Here is an 18,624-nt window from a genome sequence, read left to right as displayed (position 1 = left end):
TGGGAGTACAGACGATCAGAACATTGCTGGATCTGGGTTGGCTGGAAATATCCTTACTATTGGTATAGAAAACGGAACCAACGAAACAGTAGATCTATCAGCCTTAGTTGGAACAGACGATCAGAATATTGAAAGCCTTGCAGTTGATGCAGGTACAAATATATTAACTGTTGGTATTGAGGATGGTACTAGTCAGACTGTAGACTTATCTCATTTAGACGATGCCGGAACAGATGACCAATACGATGATGAAGTTCTTTTAAGAACACCTATAGACGTAGATGAAGGTGGTGTAGGATCGCCTACAAATGAAACTACTGTTGAAGAAGTTATTCAGGCTATTGCACCAATTACATCAAAAGCGGCCAGGATCTTTTATCCGCCATCCATTGCCGTAGACGCTTCTACAAACGGAAGTTTCTCAATTGATCTATATGCCCAGTATACGGCACAATTCGGAACACCTACAGTAGCCAGTGCAGGAGCACCTGCAGCGGTTCCAACCTATGGTGCCACCGAACTATATTACTATGTAACCTATGCAGATCCTACCGTCTTTAATACGGCAACTATGGCCATTGATGGAAATGGGGTATTGAGTTATGATATCATAGGACAGCCTTCAGATTATAACTCATTGATCAATGTAGTGTTTGTAGTAAAATAATAACATAACCCGACCCCAAAAAGGCTTGAAAACTACTCGCATATATAAACTTTTCATCCTCAGCTTTGTTTTTACATTGCTGGGGATTGTTGCATCTAATGCACAGTTTTTATTGCAGGCACCAAACAGTGGCGATGAGAGTAATTATCGCTGGTATGAGGCTTCCGATACAAGTACGGTTCTGGGGACCAACTTCTTTTATGAGACCTCAACGCCTGGAGTATATTTTGCAACTTATGACGGTACGCTCTGTGGTTCTAATGCCACAGGCTATTTTATCCTGACAGATTGCGAGAACCCGGATAATCAGGTAACATTAGATATCACTGCCAATGTAACAGGGAGTGCTACGGTTTCATGGGTTCCTGCCGTTAGTGGTGACCAGCTAAGACCTGTTGTAACCGCAACAACAACGGTTACCAACTATACAGCAACGCTGACAAAGGCTGGTAATTCAATGGACCTGCCAATCTTTACAGTGGTGTGTTTACAACAAGCAGCTACCTTGCTTGATGATTTCGTGACACTTGATGAGGACACATCCATTTTGGTGCCCATTTATGATAATGACAGCGGTATACCCGGAACTGGAACTTTGACTACTACAGATCCTACCAATGGCACTGTAGTTGTGGATGAAAATGGGACTCCCAATGATCCTTCTGATGATATTGTTCAGTATACGCCATTTGCAGATTATAATGGTCCGGATTCATTTACCTATACGGTTTGTAATACCCTGGGCGATTGTAGCACTGCTACTGTAACCATAGACGTTTTACCGGTAATAGATACTGCAGATGATGCGGTAGCCACAATAATGGATACCCCTGTAGATATTAGCTTTTGGCCAAATAACGATAATGACCTTCCTACCACCGGTACGATAACAAATACAAACCCAACTGATGGTATCTTAACGAGGGATGATAATGGAACCCCAAATGATCCTACTGATGACATCTATAACTACGTTCCAAACCCGGGATTTTTAGGGGCAGACGACTTTATTTATACCGTTTGTGATATGATGGGCGTTTGTAGCTCGGCTACTATTTATATCTATATCAATGAAATGGATGTAGATCTGGATAGCGATGATGATGGCATCGTAGATGCATTTGAAGACCTTAATCTGGATGGAGATAATGACCCTTTAACCAATCCGACCGATACAGACGGTGATGGTATCCCGGATTATCTGGATATAGACAGTGATGATGACGGAATTCCTGATAATGTGGAAGCACAAACTACCGATGGATATATTTCTCCTACCGGTGATGATGTTAATGACAATGGCCTGGATGATGCCTATGAAGATGGTGGCAGCCTTGGAATAATTCCAGTTGATACGGATGGTGATGGCCTGCCAGATTACGTAGATCCAGATAGTGATAATGATGGTGTTCCAGATTCAATTGAAGGACATGATCACAATCACGATGGAATTCCTGATGTTACCTTTATTGGTTCTGATAAGGACAATGATGGTTTAGACGATGGTTATGAAGGAAGTTCAACCATAGATGATGATAAGAATGATGAGATAGACGATCCTTATAATGATCTGCCTAACACAGATGGGGATAATGAATCTGATTATCGTGATACTGATGATGATGATGACAGAATTCCAACTGTAGATGAGGATTACAACGGCGATGGAAATTACGCGAATGATGATTCCGACAACAATGGCACTCCAGATTACCTGGAACCTAATGCTATTGAGGCCGATATTGAAGTATTCAATGTAGTAACTCCAAATGGTGACGGTATCCATGATGTATTATCCATCCGGGGCTTAGAGCCTTATCCCAATAATACCATTCGTATTTATAACCGTTGGGGTGTGCAGGTATACGTTACCAAGGCATATAACACTCAGGGGAATGTATTTGATGGTAGTTCAGAAGGTAGGGTGACCATAGATAAGGCAAACAAACTACCAGTAGGAACATATTTCTATATACTAGATTACGAGGACAATACCGGTGCTATGAAATCAATGACCGGCTATATTTACCTTAACAGATAGACCAATGAGACAGAAACCAATTTATTCAACTATTTCAGAGATCCTGCGACCTATATGGATACTGTTCCTGCTGTTCTCCGTGTCTGGTCTTTTTGCACAGCAAGATGCTCAATATACCCAGTATATGTACAATACCGTTAGTGTCAATCCCGGTTATGCCGGATCCAGAGGACAACTAAGTGTGGCTGCTTTATATAGGGCACAATGGGTAGGCCTGGAAGGTGCTCCTAAAACACAGACCTTTAATTTCCATACCCCGGTAGGATATCGTGGAGTAGGGATGGGGCTATCTATTGTAAATGACCAGATAGGGCCTACCTCTGAAACCTATTTCGATATGGATTTTTCATATACCATACAGCTGGCAGCCGAAAAGAGACTGAGTTTTGGACTAAAGGGAAGTGTACACCTGCTCGATATTCGCTTTTCTGAACTAAACCAGGATTATACAAATCCAGGTGGCCCGGATCCTACCTTACAACAAGATATACAGAATAAACTTTCACCCAATATTGGTGCCGGTATTTATTACCACACTAATAACTATTACCTTGGATTATCGGTGCCTCGTTTTCTGGAGACTTCGCATTTCGATGAATCTTCGCTCTCAACTGCTACAGAACAATTAAACTTCTACTTTATTACTGGTTATGTCTTTGATATGAACCCTTTGTGGAAGTTTAAACCAACCATTCTTGCCAAAGTTGTCCAGGGGGCACCACTGCAGGTAGATGGCTCAGTGAACTTTATGTACAATGAGAAATTTATCATAGGTGCCGCCTATCGCTGGGATGCCGCAGTCAGTGCATTGGCCGGCTTTCAGCTTTCCCCCGAATTTATGATCGGGATCGCCTATGACAGGGAAATTACAGAACTGGGAACGGCCAGATTCAATGACGGTTCTTTCGAGGTGATCATCAGGTACGATTTTATAAAAGTAAAAGACAACTTAAAGTCGCCCCGATTCTTCTAAACTCACCCATTTAAATCCTATCTTCTTTAAGATTTAAGATAGACTTAACCCATATAATAGGGGAAACGTACTATTTTTACATTGTGAAAGAAGAAAATGTAATCCTGGTTAACCAGAATGATGAGGAAATTGGGACCATGCCAAAAATGGAGGCCCATAAAAAAGCTGTCCTGCATAGGGCTTTTTCTGTTTTTATAATGAATGTCAAAGGGGAAACCATGCTGCAGCAAAGAGCAGCAGAGAAATATCATTCCCCCCTCTTATGGACCAATACTTGTTGTAGTCATCAACGCCTTGGTGAATCTAATATAGAGGCCGGGAAGCGCAGGCTTCAGGAAGAAATGGGGTTCACAACAGACCTCAAAGAGCTCTTTAGTTTTATCTATAAGGCAACGTTTGACAATGGACTTACCGAGCATGAGCTAGACCATGTGATGATGGGGTTCTTTGAAGGAGATCCTCAGATCAACAAGGAAGAAGTTGCTAGTTGGAAATGGATGAGACCTGAGGACATTAAGCGAGATATCCAAGCATCACCACAAGAGTATACGGCTTGGTTTAAGATCATCTTTGAAAAATTCTACGACCACTTAATTCAAAATAAATAAGTATTATGAGTGTCAAAGTAAGCCGCCGTGCCCATTTTAATGCTGCTCACAGATTATACAGACCAGACTGGAGCAATGAAAAGAACGATGCAGTCTTTGGAAAATGCAACAACCCAAATTTTCACGGTCATAATTATGAATTGATTGTAAGTGTCATTGGGGAGATAGATCCTGTCACAGGTTTTGTGATGGATATGAAACTTCTGAAGGACCTTATTAAATCTGAAATAGAAGAGGCCCTGGATCATAAGAATCTAAATCTGGAAGTTCCGGAATTTAAAGACCTCAATCCCACCGCAGAGAATATAGCGGTTGTGATATGGAACAAATTGAGATCACATATTGAAAAAAATAAAGATCTGGAAGTGGTGTTATATGAAACTCCCAGAAATTTTGTAACCTACTCGGGATAGATTATGGGTCTGGCCATTGGAGATGTTGCTCCACATTTTACGTTGAATGATCAACACGGCAATGTGTTTGATAGTAAAGACCACTTTGGGAAGAAACCGTTGGTCTTGTTTTTTTATCCAAAAGATTATACACCAGGTTGTACTAAAGAAGCTTGTTCGTTCAGAGACAGTTATGAGGAATTCACCGACCGAGGAGCGGAAGTCATCGGGATCAGCGCAGATTCTGAATCTTCACATCGTAAATTTGCTTCCACGTATAAATTGCCTTTTATATTACTGGCAGACACTCGAAATAAGGTGAGGAAATTATTTAAGGTAGAAAAGGCCTTATTTAATCTGCTTCCCGGAAGAGAGACCTATGTGATAAACAAAGAGGGAAAGGTGATCATGGTCTTTAATAGCATGAGCGCATCCAAACACATAGTCAAAGCATTGAAGGCATTAAAAAAATCGCAATGACGAATTTGTATCCACTTAAATTTGACCCCATTTTAAAAGAACGTCTTTGGGGCGGCACTAAATTAGGAGCGCAACTCAACAAGCCTATCAGCAGTGATATTACCGGAGAAAGCTGGGAATTATCGGGTGTAGAGGGGGATGTGTCTGTAGTTTCCAATGGTACATTAAAAGGAACTTCATTAAATACGCTCATAGAAAACAGGGCTGATGAATTGTTGGGCTCCTCTGTTGTTGAAAGGTTTGGAAAGGAATTCCCTATTTTGATAAAATTTATAGACGCGAAACAAGACCTGTCTATTCAACTCCACCCCAACGATGCATTGGCAAAAGAACGACACAATTCCTTTGGCAAGACCGAAATGTGGTACATCATGGACGCTGAAAAGGACGCTAACCTTATTGTTGGGTTCAACCGGCCTGTTACCAGAGAACAGTATGTGCAAAGTTTAGAAAACAATACACTGCTAGACTATATGAACTACGAAAAAGTGAAGTCTGGCGACACTTTTTTTATTAATACGGGGAAGATTCATGCCATAGGCGCTGGCGTCTTGCTTGCCGAAATTCAACAAACCTCGGATGTAACTTATCGCGTATTCGATTTTAACAGACGTGATAAGGAAGGGAACTTAAGGGAGTTGCATACAGATATGGCCCTGGAGGCAATAGACTTCGATCTGAAAGACGATTTTAAGGTATCGTATGAGAAAAATAAAGATAGGATTAACCCCATGGTAGCCTGTCCTTATTTTAAGACCAACTTTCTTCACTTGCAAGGTGATCTTATTCAGGATACAACCCATCGAGATTCTTTCACCATCTATATGTGCGTGGAAGGAGAGGCTCAGATTGGTAATGAACACGGAGATACCACGATTCGAAAAGGAGAGACAGTTTTACTTCCTGCAAGTACAAATACAATAGACATAAAAACAGGAGGTTGCAAGCTTCTGGAGATCACGCTGTAAAAGAAAAACAGCTTTTTTTTTAAAAGAGGCGAACTAAAGGTTATTTTTGCAAAAAAATAAGTGAGATGGCAAACATACGCGACTTAAAGAAAGATATCAATTACGTACTTGGGGACATTATTGAAGCAGTCTATATTATAGAAGAATCAAATAAAACTACAGGCTCAAAAGAAGGAAATGCCATCATTGATCAGGCCATCGTTACTTTTGATGATTTGATCGCCAAGGTGAACAAAAGAGATGTAGAGAATAGAAAAGCCCATCTTAAAACTGTTCGCAAGGAATTGGAGAAAGAAGCTACCACCTTAATTGGAAAGCTTAATAAACTGGGATAAACCTTATTAGTTCTCTCGAACTTTATCCAAGTGCTTTTTCAATGCCAGTCCATAAGTGCCATTGGCAACTTCAGGTGATAAGGAATTATAGATAGAATCTAGATATTTAATATTGGCATCAGCCACTTCTGTCAAGGCAACATAGGGAGCGATATGCGACTCTGTATTGCTCAGAGCAAAATTGAGTGCGTATAGATAACTTCTGCGTATATTCTTCTCGTAAGCTTCTTGTAATGAATCTATGGCCTGTTGATCATTGATAAGGTCCGGATCAACAGAGGCCTGAAACTGTTCCAGATTTTGAGAGTTAAATCGGCTCATTACTTTCAGATATTCTTCTAATTTCTTTTGAGTAACAGATCCTTCAATGACTGCTTTGGTCGCAAAGGTATTCCAGGACGTCTGTATCGTTATAGTGCCGGGTTCACCAAAAAAGGTGATCCGATCATTCAGATCATTATTATCCTCTTTTTTCAGGTATAAATAGAAGATCTGAGGGCTATCCAAAGAGGTGGTAAATTCAAAATTACCGTCACCTTTCACTTCCAGGGAATCTAAAGTAACTAAAGTGGTATCTGATACCTTTTGAAGATAAAGAACACCTTTTTTTAATCCTTTAACTGCACCGGTTACAAACATGGTGTTTTCAGAGGTATCTGCGCAGGCAGTGAATAAGATCACAAAAAGGAGGGAGATTGAAAGCTGCTTCATGCCAATTATATTTTGGCGCAAATATCTACAATCTTAACCGTTATTCTATACTTTCGAGGCAATTTCCATCAGTAACCCACAGATATATGCACCTGCAGTACCAACCACATAACCGAGCACAGCCAATAAGATTCCTACGGAGGTAAGTGAAGGGTGAAACTCAGCAGCTACAATAGGTGCGGATGCCGCTCCGCCTACATTGGCCTGACTCCCAACTGCCAGGAAGAAGAATGGTGCTTTAATGAGTTTTGCCATAAGTATTAATAGTCCGGCGTGTATAGCAATCCAAATGACCCCGATCAAAATAAGCCCAGGATTTTCTAATACCTTACTCAGGTCCATTTTCATCCCAATGGTGGCCACAAGGATATAAATAAAAAGTCCACCTATTTTGCTTGCACCTGCTCCTTCAAAACTCTTCGCCTTTGTGAAAGAAAGAAGTATCCCAACGGTGGTCGCAAAAACGACCATCCAAAGAAATTCCGATCCCAATGAGGAAAGCGCTTTTTCCTTATTGCGGATCATTTCAAAATTCGATTCCAGAAAATCTGCAAAATGAAAGCCTAGGAAATGGGCAAGACCAACCCCGGCAAAGGCCAGACATGTTAACACCACACCCAATAAAATAATGGCCATCCAAATATTCGCGACCACAATGTCTATGAGGACCATGCCTCCAAAATTGGCTGGATTGTACTCAAAAACTTCAAGCATGGCGGCCTGGTTGGCACCCCCACCAATCCAACTCCCGGCAATGGTAGCCAGTCCTCTCCAAACGGCATCAAAACCGGCGCCACCAACAGTTTCGGGCGAGAAAATTGAGACAATCAGTATGGCAATGGGCCCACCTATTATAATTCCCACTGTGCCTGTTAAGAACATGATCAGCGCCTTTGAACCAAGATTTAAGATGGCTTTGAGGTCAATGCTAAGGGTCATAAGAATAAGGGCTGCCGGTAATAAATACCGACTGGCGATGAAATAAAGGTTAGAAGATTCTTCAGAAATAAGACCAATACTAGTGAGTACTGCCGGAAGCATGTAGCACATAAGGAGGGTTGGTACAACTTTATAAAATTTGTTCCAAAATCCTGTTTTAATAGAGGATGTTAAGAATACGAATCCCAGGCAAAGGCAGAGTAGGCCAAGGATGACAGTATCATCCGTAAGAGGTAACTGATTCATTAATCTTTGGTTAGTTTGCTAAAACACCAAATATAGAAATAAAAAAACGGGACTCTGATTCAATACCTAGATATTGAGCCAATAGGTAAGCTTGAGATTAATCGATCTTAGTTTTGGCATAAAAGAATTGACAAAATAATTGTCGTTGTATACCAGGAAAAGGTCAGACAGCGGAGCAAAACGCCATTGTAGGCGCGAATTAATTCCTAGGTTATCCCGCTGGTTACTGTACTGAACTAAGGTCGACCAAAAGATCGATTTACTGAAGGTCAGATCAAACCTTGGGCTTATCAGCCAGATATTTGCACTACCGTAAGGTTCCGGTAATTGTATCTGGTCATACCTAAAGTTCATGGAGACGATCGCTTTGGGCTGCAAACGAAGGTTTATCCCTCCTTCCAACGTAAAACGATCACCATTAAAAAACCTTCCGACGGTAGGCTCTATTGAATATGACAAAATACGTCGCCTGTCTGATCGGTACCTAAAATTGACAGCATTGTAATAGTAGCCCTGCTCACCGGGTAGCGGTAAGGCATCATCACTTCGGGTAGGGTCAAATTCGTCTAATAAAAAGGTATACTGATGAGAAAATGATACTTGTGCCTCAGATAAATCATTAAACCGTACCTCCCAGTCCAGACGGGTGGTATAATCTGTGTTCTGGAAATCACGGGTTGGGCTCCAAATTAAATTCGGGAAGAATCGTATACTGTGGTTCTGAATAATACCTCTCTCAGGCCAAAAGATCCTTCTCATGCTTAAGATACTCTTGAAAATATCGGTTCTACGGATAAAGCCCAGATCAGACTGGTAATCTTCGCCAACAAATACAGCTTTGCTAAAAAAGTTCCAGTAACGGGAGTTATACTCTAACTGCATTCCCGAAGAAAGGTCTTCATCCCTTCCCTCCGGTTCAAAGGATTTGTGCAGGAATAATCGTCCGCTCCATAAATTATCTTCCGATATCAGGTTGTAATCAACTCCGGCGACCCTGTTATACCGTTCTTCTTCAGCCAGAAAGTCGTAGTCTTGTGTGGACTGTCGGTTAATAAAGAAGAAGCCAATGTTGGAACGAGCAAATACCTGCTGCTGAACGGCCAGCATCATATTGTTGTTGGAGGCAATTTCGTTGGCCTCATCGGCCTCGGTTTGAAGGTTGAGGAAACCAATTCGGAGTCGGTTGTTCAGTTTACCGCTGAGCCTTATCCCTCCTATGATACTATTTTCAATGGTGTTATCAGCCGTATCCCGCGCAATACCAATACGTCTGGAAAAAAAGGGGTTACTGTCCCGGGAATCCCCAAAGTCAGCAAAGAGGTCAATATTGTCAATAAAAAATTGCCGCCTTTCGGGAAGGCCAATTTCAAAACGCGTTAAGTTGGTTATCTGATTATCCACTTCTACCTGTGAAAAATCGGGATTTAGTGTGATATCGAGGTTCAGGCTATTACCGATAGACACCTTTGCATCACCGCCCACTTTAAAACTATTAATCGAAGATTCATTTTCGAAATCCTGGGCATTCAGATAATTGATATAAGGAATAATGGCAAACGGTGTTCTGGATTTGCCAAGGGGTTTTTCAAAAACCATATCCCCCATAAAGGTAAGCCCGAAGATGTTCTGATTCTGTGGAATGCGCACCCAGGTGCTATTTTCATTACTCTGGGTATCAAATCGATAGCTGTTAAAACGCCATTTCGTTTCCCCTTCGCGGAATTTAAATGAGGTTAGGGGAATAACCATTTCTGAGGTGTAGTAATCATCGTAGATCTTAGACTCTCCCCTCCACTTTACATCCCAGGAAATGGTAAATCCCCTTTGGTCCAACCCACCACCAGATACAAGGCCTTCTCTTCTTACACCGTAAGGATTTGTACCAAAAAGGAAAGCGTTGTTGCCGTCGTTAAAAGTGTCAAAAAGGAGGGAAATATTATCGCTGTTCCCTGCCCTGAAGTCGCGTTTCAAGGATTCAATAGCATAGTCAGTACCCTTTGTATAAACTGTGATCCCGATATATAAGTTCTTGTCATCATAGAGCATTTTGATGTCTGTTTGCTCCACTGCCTGTATAGAATCTACAGGAAAGTATTCCCAAAAATTGTTGGCACTTTCGGCTTGTTCCCATATGGCTTCATCCAGGATACCATCTAGTTCGATAAAATCTTGAATGTACTTTACTGTAAATGATTTTTGTTTGGAAGAAAAGTTTTTCTGACCCCAAACAGCCTGTAAACACAGAATTAAGAGAATAGTCAGTAGGCCCCATTTTCTAGTTATGGCATCTGAGTTTAACATCCGGGCAAATTTAACAGATTAAACCGTTAAAGAAATCCCAAAATTTACAAAGAATCTACTTTGGGTAGTATACTCTCAATATTTAACAATGCCTTTAAAGGCGATTCTCTATTTTTGACAAAAAGTATAAGAGATGAAGAAAGGTTTACTTTTATTGTTTTTGGTTTCTCAATTGGGGTTTGCCAATACACCTATATGGGGTAAAACGGGGCATAGGGTAGTAGGTGAAATAGCACAAATGCATCTAAGCAGGAAGGCAAAAAGGATGATTTGCCGTATTCTGGAGGGCAAAAGCCTTGCATCTGTGGCCAATTTTGCAGACGATATTAAGTCGGATTCTCTGTATGACAAATATTATCCATGGCACTATGTTAACTATCCGGCAGAAATGAAATATGGTGATGTAGCACCAAGTCAGGAAGGGGATATAGTTGTGGCAATTCAGACCTGTATAGAAAAAGTAAAAAACCCGCTGACCTCTCCTGCAGAGAAGACATTTTTTCTAAAAATGTTGGTACATTTTATTGGAGACCTTCATCAGCCCTTACATGCCGGCTGGGAAGAAAACAGGGGAGGGAATGATATTCAAATTCAATGGTTTGGAAATGGCAGTAACCTGCATAGATTATGGGATACAAACCTTATTGATCACTATGGGATGAGCTATACTGAGCTTTCTGCCAACATGCCGAAGCTGTCCAGAAAAGAACGTATTGAATTACAAAAAGGCAATGTTTTTAACTGGGTGGAAGAATCTCACATCCTGGCTAATCAACTTTATGCTTCTGCAGAGAATGGCGAGAAATTAGGATATCAATACAGCTATGCCTATTGGACAACTGTAGAAGATCAACTACTTAAAGGAGGGGTAAGGCTGGCAGCAGTGTTGAATGACCTTTTTGATTAACGTTTCGAAATTTTATTTCCCGAAATATTCCGCTGCTGACTGCTCTTAAAACGGTCTATGGTACCCGATCTTAATTTCGCATGCTTGGTTGTTCTGCCCTGTACCCGTTTACGCCACATTCTAAAACTACTGGGTTTCATCTCCCTTCGCATGATCTCAATGGTCTCTTGTTCTGTGATCTCAAATTGAAAGGTTATGGCGTCAAAAGGTGTTCTGTCTTCCCAGGCCATTTCAATGATACGGTCTAATTCCCGTTCTGTAAATTCTTTTTTCATAGCGCTGCAAAGGTATTAAAATGTCTTTGAGTTATAAAATTACGCGAAATGTAAGGTTGATTCGTTCTCCTATCTTCCTGCTGGTCTTTGGGATCTGATGAAGCCAATTATGTTGAGTACTTCCTTTCATGATAAGCAGGCTGCCATGCGTTAAGAGCATTTTGTGTTTCAAGCTTTTATCTTTCTTATGTTTAAAATTAAAAAACCGTTCCTGACCTAATGAGACCGAGGCTATCACGGGATTTTTACCCAGGGATGCTTCGTCATCCGCATGCCAGCCATTACTGTCCTTTCCATCTCTGTAAAGATTCAACAAACAGCTGGTGAATACCGTAGGAGAAATAAGGGATTCTATAGTTGTTTTAACTTCATTTAATTCTTTTGTAAAGGGTAGAGGATACATAGTGATATCAGAGTACGAATATGGCTGCATGTTGTTGCCATAAAGTGCCGTGAGACGGGGTTGGGGATATGTTTTGCCGAAAACGGTAATATTGTCTTGTTGCCAGGCAATAGTTGTCTGCAGGATGTTCATTAACTGCGTAGCATTTTCTGAGGAAAGAAAGTTAGGATAGTAGATTATGTCGCTTTCCGGCAAGTTTATTTTTAAGGCATCCTGAGTCATTTTTTTCAGGTCATTACTTTTTTAAGCTCATTTCTATATTCGGAAGGATTACGTCCTGCAAAGGCTTTGAACGATTTGTTGAAGTGAGAAAAATTATTAAATCCGCTTTCAAAACAAACTTCGGTAATGCTCATTGGCTGTTCGGCGAGTAGTTTTGAGGCGTGGACCAAACGACATTCGTTCACGAATTGTACAAAGGTCTTGTTGGTGATCTTTTTAAAATAACGGCAAAAGGAAGGTACAGTCATACTTACCATATCTGCCATATCATCTAAAGAGATATCTTCTTTAAAATGCTGTTTAACATGATTGAAGACCACATTGATGCGGTCATTGTCTTTTACCTCTGTTTTTAATGAGAAACCGGCCGCATTCAAGATCTTGTACTCTTCAGAGGAGGCTAGTTCATTAAGAATGTTAAGGATAGACAGCAACCGTTGAAAATCGGTTTGATACTCCAATACCTCCATCTTATCACCAATATTTCTCTTGGTTTTACCTGAAAAAGCAATACCGCCGGCAGCCAGTGTGAAAAGCGACTGTATATGTTTCATTTCAGGAATGTTAAAGAAGTCGTTCCCCAAAAAGTCTTGCTTCATTTGGACCACCGTTTCTTTTTTATTTCCTGTTAATTTATCAGTGAGGCCGCAATGTGGAAGATTACTCCCTATAAGGATAAGATCCCCTTTAGTATAATAGGAGACATGACTACCAATTTGGCGTTTTCCGGCTCCCCCATTTACATAGACAAGTTCTATTTCCGGGTGATAATGCCAAACATTATTTTTATTAAGCCTGTCCTCGTCAAATTTCTGATAGGTGAATGAGTTGCCAAAATTGGGGGCAATAGCTTCAAAAGTAGGTTTCTGTTGAATCATATTAATTGTAAATCAATGTAAAATTACTACTCCTTCAAAGGATGTAACTTTGCAAAATTACCTAAAATATATGGTATTTTATCAATTAACCTAATTTTAAGGCTGATTGTAGTTAAAATAGAATAGAAATAAGAAAAATATGCAGTAGTACAGCCATTATTCCGGGCGTAAGTTTGTCCTGAATTTAATTAGTAACTAAAAAAAAAGAAACATGAAAACATTAAAAAGTATTACTGCAATTGCTTTCTTATTTACAACTGCCTTAAGTTTTGCACATACCACGCCATCTGTTTTACCAGTTAAAAACAATGGAATTAGTATGACTGCCGATGGGGAACACAAGCCTTTTTTCAGAAAAACTAAAAGCAAATTGTTTATGAATTTCTTTAACCAGGAAATGGGTGATGTTCAGATCAGGGTGATCGACAGTGAAAACCGGGTAGTTTATAGTGAAACCCTTAAGAATACATTGGTAGTAGAGAAGGCATTTAATTTTAGTAGTGCCGTTCAAGACAGTTACAAAGTAATTGTGAAAGACGGAAACGAGACGTATTATGAGTATTACGTAGTTAAGTAAGTTTAGTTTAATTCAGCGAAAAGGGGCCTTATGGCCCCTTTTTTAATACCTGCTCAATTTATCCCTGGTACGTTTCGGGATGGCCTCTAAACCTTGAACTATTTTTAGCAGATCTTGGTCTTTTTCCTTGGCGTATAACATTCTGTAAAAATCGGAGATGTTTACATTGTGGTTTGCCTGGTCTTGTAATAAGAAGGAGTCTCCTTTTTGGACTGTACCCTCGTTCAATACCCTGACGTAGGTACCGGGATGACCATGCTCAATAAACTCTTTTATAATCTTCTGATCCTTAAAACGTATTCCCAATTTGTAACAGGGTTCCCTTGGGATCGTTATTTGAACTAAGGCATTGCCTAGTTGGTAAACAGATCCGATAATCAATTGGGCTTCATCCATACCTTTAACCGTAATATTCTCCCCAAACATACCCCAGTCCCAATCTAGTGATGGGTAGCGTTCTTGCCAGAAAGGATAATAGGTTGAAGAAAACAGATAGCAGGCCTTAAAAGAGCCTCCATGGTGTTTGCGATCTGTTATGGTATCCTTCTCTACCTTTGTGAGCCCAAGAAAAATAGGCTCCGCAACAGGATATTTAAAGATCCCGGTTTTTTCTTCCTTACTGTTCCAATGAATGGTTGTGGACTTGCCCAGGTTGGTAGAGATAACTTTCATGGCTTAAAGATAAAAAACCAACTCGTACAATCAGAAATTACGAGATGGCTTCATCCTTTGTTTCTCTATATTACAAAATTTTGGAAAATTATTGGTTACGGGTAGAATTTCGTTTTAAACCTTCCTGAATACTTTCTTTAACAAATAATTGCTCGCCTTTAAATTCTGTCATTTGAAAATAGATAATGTCTTGTCCAATGTTTTCCAAATCATATATGGCATGTTTATCCTCATGCTCCAAAAATTCAGAATCTCCCTTTTCTAAATGCATTAGCACAATTTTTCCATCAGAAAACCTGGAAATCACCATTCCCTCAGAACCAGCTACCCAGCAATAATCTAATTCCATTTTTCGAAATGAAAGTCGCTCTTTAGGCAATAATACAACTTCCCAAATACGTAGATATTCGTTTTCGAATAGTATTCTCTGGCCTAGATCCGCATTAACTTCATTATTTTTTAATTCCCTTATATGTGCAGGATTCCAGGTATTGAAATTTCCTGCATCATTGATAGCGACGTATTTAAGCAATTTGGCTTTTTGATTTTCTTTAATGGTCATAGCATAATTTAATTAAAGCTTTTCAAGAATTTAAATTTCCTGAGAAAGTAAAATATAATGTAATCGGAATTTAGATTGACAATCTTTTAACTCTAAGTTTTCATAAATATTTTCCGGAAACAAACCATCTAAAGGGCAAATGAGTATGGATTTCGGAATTCAGGACTAAATTGCAGATTAATTGTCCCTTTTGTTCCGAAATCAGGAATCAATACTGGCAGGTACCCGGGTTTTAATCAAGAAGTAGATCTTAATTTCCTAAAGAAAGTAGAAGAGCTGTTTATTTATTCGGAGTTTCTTTCCTTGTATTTGTTAGGCGTGGTACCAGTAACTTTCTTAAAGGCTTCATAAAAAGCACTTTTACTATGAAATCCTACTTCCTTGCTAATACCTTCAATACTAAAATAATTTGAAGATTGGTCTTTTAATAGGGTTTCTGCTTTTTTTATGCGAAGCTGATTAACATAAGAATTAAAGTTTTGATGTAAGATTTTATTGATACTTGTGGAAATTTTTTTTGGATGGATATTCAATTTTTCAGCTAAATCAATGATCGTAAGTTCGCTTAGTAAAAAAGCCTCAGTTGTTTTCATATATGAGTCTATTTCTTCCATTAAAGTTTTAAGATCTTTTTCATTGACAATTTTTCTTTGGTCATTTTCCATAGCAAAGGTGTACTGAGATGGAATACCAGATTCTTTTTTGGCAAGAATGGATAAAACATTTTGCTGTATTACGCCATTGACCGCTATCCAGTAAATAGCTATAAGATCAAAAATCGAAAAGAGGATCTTAAAATAGTAATTATCAGGGGAAACATAGTAAAGTATATGTATTAACACGGAAGTTGACAAACTGTAAATCAGAAAAATTCGCACCCAAAGCAATACCTTGTTTTCCAAAAAAGAGAAAGTATTCTGAACTTCGGTTCTGTGCTGGTTCAGTAGCTTTAAATTCCAAATACCGATGACCCATGAATAACTTATGCCTAGAATAGTAAATACCAGTTCATGCCAAAAACTTTGGGCAATAACCAGTTTAGTGGAGTATGGAAGGAAATAAATAATTAATTGAAGTGCTATTGATAATATTCCTGGATAGAGTAACCAATATTTTATTTTTTGATCAGAAAATATTGAAACTTTCTGCGTATAGATAAAGAAGATGGGAAAAAGTAGCCAGGAAAAATTAAAGGGTAAAAGAAATAATTCTGGGTATAGCTGATCAATATTTAATCCCTTTGGAATGAAAATCGCCAATTTCAAAGAAAACAACAATAAAAATAACCCAAGAAAATAAGTACTCCTAAAGTGCCTGTAATTTAATATTAATAACAAAATACCCAATGTGATACCCTGTAATAATCCCAGGATATCTAATATGGATTGAAGGTTAAAAGTAAGGTCTATGGTATCAATCAAAACTAATGGCCGGTAATTTTCTAATCTGGATATACAGGATTTTATAGATTAAAAAGGTTCATTCAGGGGTTAAAGATAAAAAACCACCGCGCAAAAGAACGGTGGTTTAATAAAATTATCGAATTCTAAGATTATGTCATTCTTCTTTTTCTAATTTCTTCGTCATGGTAAAGCCTACATATAAACCAAGGCCTGCCATCAGAAAAATTGTTCCCGGGTATGCCACCTCTTCGTCTAAGCCTAAAGCGTTTGCCAAAAAAGATGCTATGAAAATAGCGATTCCGATACCCATTAGCAACAAGGCTAAATTTACAATAAGTACTTTCCAGAAGGGCGCCGCTCCTTCTTTTTTCCCCTTGACAAAAATACTGGCCTCTGCTCCTTTTTCAATCAATGCCAGCCTTTCTTTGTTTCGCGTTGTAAAATAAAGATAACAGATGCCAAAGACCACCAAAAATAAACTAATAAATACTATAACTTCTCCTCCCATGTTGATGTGTATTAATTAAACCATGTTTTAGAGGTATGACGGTATATTTATAGGATGGGTTACAGAAATACTATATTTTATTTAAAATATTCTGTAACCTATTTGGGAAGTGAACCGTCTTATAGAACAAATGGCGCAACTAAAGGACTCGGATTTAGTTAGCAAAAGCATTCATGGTGATATGAAGGCTTTTGGAGTGCTTATAGACCGCTACAAGCAAATGGTTTTTACATTAGCTTGCAGAATGCTTAGAAATAAGGAGGATGCAGAGGAAATAGCACAAGATACTTTTCTAAAGGCGTATAAAGCACTGAATACCTTTAAAGGAGATGCTAAATTCTCTACTTGGTTATATAAGATAGCTTATTTCCAAAGTCTGGATCAACTCAAGAAAAAGAAGCGGCTTATAACCTCTATTTCGTTGGATAGGTATAAACCCACAGATATAAAGGTGATGAGTGGGATTTTGGAGGAGCTGGAACGGCAAGACCGTGCAAGCATTGTAAAGGCGGCCATAGACCGATTGTCAGAAGAAGATGCTGCCATTGTGACCTTGTTTTATTTTGAAGAATTATCGATCCGTGAGATCGCAGAAATCGTTTCATTAAGTCCACAAGTAATAAAAGTCAGGTTATTTCGAAGTAGAAAACAATTGGCAATATATTTAAGTACTTCCTTATTAAAAGAAAAAGTAACAAATTATGAGCACTGAGAACGAAAGAGCATTAGATGCCTTTATCAGGCAACTCACAAAAGAGATCCCTTTGGAGGAACCCCATGAGCAGTTTACAGATACCGTACTGGGTAAATTAAAAGCTTCTAGTGAACCAAGTATTCCAACTGTTTATACTCCAGTATTTTCAATGACTTCATGGGTTGCAATGAGTTTCCTAGCTGTTGCCCTTTTGCTTATTGGATATATTACCGGGGAACAAGGGACTGTGCTTTCCGGTTTTTTCTCATCCATAACAGAGCAAACAAATGCGATATTCAGTGGTAATTTGCCTTCTATTTCAAGCAGTAAAATATTACTATTATCTTCCTTGGCTTTAATCAGTTGTGTTGCCATCCAAATAGTATGGCTAAAAAAAAGCTGGTCAAAAAAAAGGGTAATATTTTAGGTAATAATTTAAAAATCTTGCGCTTATTCGATCCGCTTAATAATACCAATAGGCCCAATACATTAAACCAAATTGAAGAGGTATCCTGAGTAAAAGGATCCATTTGGGAATGCCGGCTCCTTCTTTTTCGCCTCGGAGCATATAGAAATGAACCATTAAAAAGACTACCAACATTAAGATGATGCCTATAATGGCCATATTTTTCAGTTGGGGTATACACAAACCGATCCCAAGCCCAATCTCAGTTACACCGCTTGCATACACCAATTCCCTGTGGTTGGGAAGGTATTTGGGCATGATCCTCATATACGCTGCGGGTTTTACAAAATGCAGTATCCCTGCAACCATGTACATTGCAGCCATTGCGTAAAGATGCCAGGGTTCATTCATGTTGTAAAAATAAAAAGGCCACTCGATAAAGCGGCCTTTTTAATG

23 protein-coding genes are annotated in these 18,624 nt (G+C 39.2%); 12 read left to right on the top strand and 11 right to left on the bottom strand.

Annotation, left to right across the window (positions count from 1 at the left end; genetic code table 11):
• The 8 genes from Q0X72_RS02420 to Q0X72_RS02385 all read left to right on the top strand — a co-directional run.
• The coding region (locus Q0X72_RS02420) for a hypothetical protein (RefSeq protein ID WP_297761533.1) at positions 1-667 on the top strand (667 nt) is incomplete at its 5' end.
• Positions 668-692: 25 nt separating this feature from the next.
• Positions 693-2,708 (top strand): gliding motility-associated C-terminal domain-containing protein, encoded by a 2,016-nt coding sequence (locus Q0X72_RS02415; protein WP_297761530.1) that lies wholly within the window; start codon positions 693-695, stop codon positions 2,706-2,708.
• Positions 2,709-2,712: 4 nt separating this feature from the next.
• On the top strand, positions 2,713-3,681 hold the full coding sequence (locus Q0X72_RS02410) for a type IX secretion system membrane protein PorP/SprF (protein WP_297761528.1): 969 nt from the start codon (positions 2,713-2,715) through the stop codon (positions 3,679-3,681).
• A gap of 83 nt (positions 3,682-3,764) precedes the next feature.
• The gene (idi, locus tag Q0X72_RS02405; RefSeq protein ID WP_297761525.1) at positions 3,765-4,289 is read left to right on the top strand and encodes an isopentenyl-diphosphate Delta-isomerase; all 525 of its coding nucleotides are present in this window, start codon (positions 3,765-3,767) and stop codon (positions 4,287-4,289) included.
• 5 nt (positions 4,290-4,294) lie between these two features.
• Positions 4,295-4,702, top strand: a complete 408-nt coding sequence (locus Q0X72_RS02400) for a 6-carboxytetrahydropterin synthase (RefSeq protein ID WP_297761522.1) — start codon at positions 4,295-4,297, stop codon at positions 4,700-4,702.
• 3 nt (positions 4,703-4,705) lie between these two features.
• A complete protein-coding gene (locus Q0X72_RS02395; protein ID WP_297761519.1) occupies positions 4,706-5,161 on the top strand; it encodes a peroxiredoxin in 456 nt (151 codons plus the stop codon).
• A 5-nt stretch (positions 5,162-5,166) separates the two neighbouring features.
• Complete coding sequence (locus tag Q0X72_RS02390; protein WP_297761536.1) at positions 5,167-6,129, top strand: type I phosphomannose isomerase catalytic subunit; 963 nt, start codon at positions 5,167-5,169, stop codon at positions 6,127-6,129.
• A gap of 65 nt (positions 6,130-6,194) precedes the next feature.
• Positions 6,195-6,464: a hypothetical protein gene (locus Q0X72_RS02385; RefSeq protein WP_297761516.1), complete on the top strand. Its 270-nt coding sequence runs from the start codon at positions 6,195-6,197 to the stop codon at positions 6,462-6,464.
• A gap of 6 nt (positions 6,465-6,470) precedes the next feature.
• Here Q0X72_RS02385 and Q0X72_RS02380 read toward each other — a convergent pair whose 3' ends face one another.
• From Q0X72_RS02380 to Q0X72_RS02370, 3 genes are all read right to left on the bottom strand, one after another.
• Positions 6,471-7,175, bottom strand: coding sequence for a DUF4369 domain-containing protein (locus Q0X72_RS02380; protein ID WP_297761513.1), 705 nt, complete (start codon positions 7,173-7,175; stop codon positions 6,471-6,473).
• Positions 7,176-7,220: 45 nt separating this feature from the next.
• On the bottom strand, positions 7,221-8,360 hold the full coding sequence (locus Q0X72_RS02375; RefSeq protein WP_297761510.1) for a DUF819 family protein: 1,140 nt from the start codon (positions 8,358-8,360) through the stop codon (positions 7,221-7,223).
• A 66-nt stretch (positions 8,361-8,426) separates the two neighbouring features.
• Positions 8,427-10,661, bottom strand: a complete 2,235-nt coding sequence (locus Q0X72_RS02370; RefSeq protein WP_297761508.1) for a DUF5916 domain-containing protein — start codon at positions 10,659-10,661, stop codon at positions 8,427-8,429.
• Positions 10,662-10,794: 133 nt separating this feature from the next.
• On the opposite strand from Q0X72_RS02370, the gene Q0X72_RS02365 reads away from it, so the two are divergent.
• The gene (locus tag Q0X72_RS02365) at positions 10,795-11,568 is read left to right on the top strand and encodes a S1/P1 nuclease (RefSeq protein ID WP_297761505.1); all 774 of its coding nucleotides are present in this window, start codon (positions 10,795-10,797) and stop codon (positions 11,566-11,568) included.
• Here Q0X72_RS02365 and Q0X72_RS02360 read toward each other — a convergent pair.
• The 3 genes from Q0X72_RS02360 to Q0X72_RS02350 are packed head-to-tail and all read right to left on the bottom strand — an operon-like array spanning position 11,565 to position 13,346.
• Entirely contained in the window at positions 11,565-11,843 is a 279-nt protein-coding gene (locus Q0X72_RS02360; RefSeq protein ID WP_297761502.1) for a TIGR03643 family protein, read from the bottom strand. The genes Q0X72_RS02365 and Q0X72_RS02360 overlap by 4 nt on opposite strands.
• A 31-nt stretch (positions 11,844-11,874) precedes the next feature.
• On the bottom strand, positions 11,875-12,468 hold the full coding sequence (locus tag Q0X72_RS02355) for an alpha-ketoglutarate-dependent dioxygenase AlkB (protein WP_297761500.1): 594 nt from the start codon (positions 12,466-12,468) through the stop codon (positions 11,875-11,877).
• A 5-nt stretch (positions 12,469-12,473) separates the two neighbouring features.
• The gene (locus Q0X72_RS02350) at positions 12,474-13,346 is read right to left on the bottom strand and encodes an AraC family transcriptional regulator (RefSeq protein ID WP_297761498.1); all 873 of its coding nucleotides are present in this window, start codon (positions 13,344-13,346) and stop codon (positions 12,474-12,476) included.
• A 211-nt stretch (positions 13,347-13,557) separates the two neighbouring features.
• Between Q0X72_RS02350 and Q0X72_RS02345 the strand changes: the two genes are divergently transcribed.
• Positions 13,558-13,923, top strand: a complete 366-nt coding sequence (locus Q0X72_RS02345) for a hypothetical protein (RefSeq protein ID WP_297761496.1) — start codon at positions 13,558-13,560, stop codon at positions 13,921-13,923.
• A gap of 42 nt (positions 13,924-13,965) precedes the next feature.
• Here Q0X72_RS02345 and Q0X72_RS02340 read toward each other — a convergent pair whose 3' ends face one another.
• The 4 genes from Q0X72_RS02340 to Q0X72_RS02325 all read right to left on the bottom strand — a co-directional run bounded on the left by Q0X72_RS02340 (position 13,966) and on the right by Q0X72_RS02325 (position 17,068).
• Positions 13,966-14,595 carry an MOSC domain-containing protein gene (locus Q0X72_RS02340; RefSeq protein ID WP_297761492.1) on the bottom strand — a complete coding sequence of 210 codons (630 nt, stop codon included), beginning with the start codon at positions 14,593-14,595 and terminating at the stop codon, positions 13,966-13,968.
• Between the two features lie 88 nt (positions 14,596-14,683).
• Positions 14,684-15,157 carry a hypothetical protein gene (locus Q0X72_RS02335; RefSeq protein ID WP_297761489.1) on the bottom strand — a complete coding sequence of 158 codons (474 nt, stop codon included), beginning with the start codon at positions 15,155-15,157 and terminating at the stop codon, positions 14,684-14,686.
• 284 nt (positions 15,158-15,441) lie between these two features.
• Positions 15,442-16,503, bottom strand: coding sequence for an AraC family transcriptional regulator (locus Q0X72_RS02330; RefSeq protein WP_297761486.1), 1,062 nt, complete (start codon positions 16,501-16,503; stop codon positions 15,442-15,444).
• Positions 16,504-16,714: 211 nt separating this feature from the next.
• Positions 16,715-17,068: a DUF6249 domain-containing protein gene (locus tag Q0X72_RS02325; RefSeq protein WP_297761483.1), complete on the bottom strand. Its 354-nt coding sequence runs from the start codon at positions 17,066-17,068 to the stop codon at positions 16,715-16,717.
• A 130-nt stretch (positions 17,069-17,198) separates the two neighbouring features.
• Here Q0X72_RS02325 and Q0X72_RS02320 point away from each other — a divergent pair, with 130 nt between their 5' ends.
• Together Q0X72_RS02320 and Q0X72_RS02315 are read left to right on the top strand one after the other, a co-directional pair.
• Positions 17,199-17,780, top strand: coding sequence for a sigma-70 family RNA polymerase sigma factor (locus tag Q0X72_RS02320; RefSeq protein WP_297761480.1), 582 nt, complete (start codon positions 17,199-17,201; stop codon positions 17,778-17,780).
• Positions 17,770-18,189, top strand: coding sequence for a hypothetical protein (locus Q0X72_RS02315; protein WP_297761477.1), 420 nt, complete (start codon positions 17,770-17,772; stop codon positions 18,187-18,189). The genes Q0X72_RS02320 and Q0X72_RS02315 overlap by 11 nt, the downstream gene beginning before the upstream one ends.
• Positions 18,190-18,225: 36 nt before the next feature.
• Here Q0X72_RS02315 and Q0X72_RS02310 read toward each other — a convergent pair whose 3' ends face one another.
• Positions 18,226-18,579, bottom strand: coding sequence for a MauE/DoxX family redox-associated membrane protein (locus Q0X72_RS02310; RefSeq protein WP_297761474.1), 354 nt, complete (start codon positions 18,577-18,579; stop codon positions 18,226-18,228).
• Positions 18,580-18,624 lie beyond the last annotated feature (45 nt).

It is taken from the genome of uncultured Muriicola sp. (assembly GCF_947258935.1).
GTDB lineage: Bacteria > Bacteroidota > Bacteroidia > Flavobacteriales > Flavobacteriaceae > Muriicola.
Note: the sequence above shows the minus strand (reverse complement) of the source record. Positions and strands in the feature narration are given on the sequence as shown.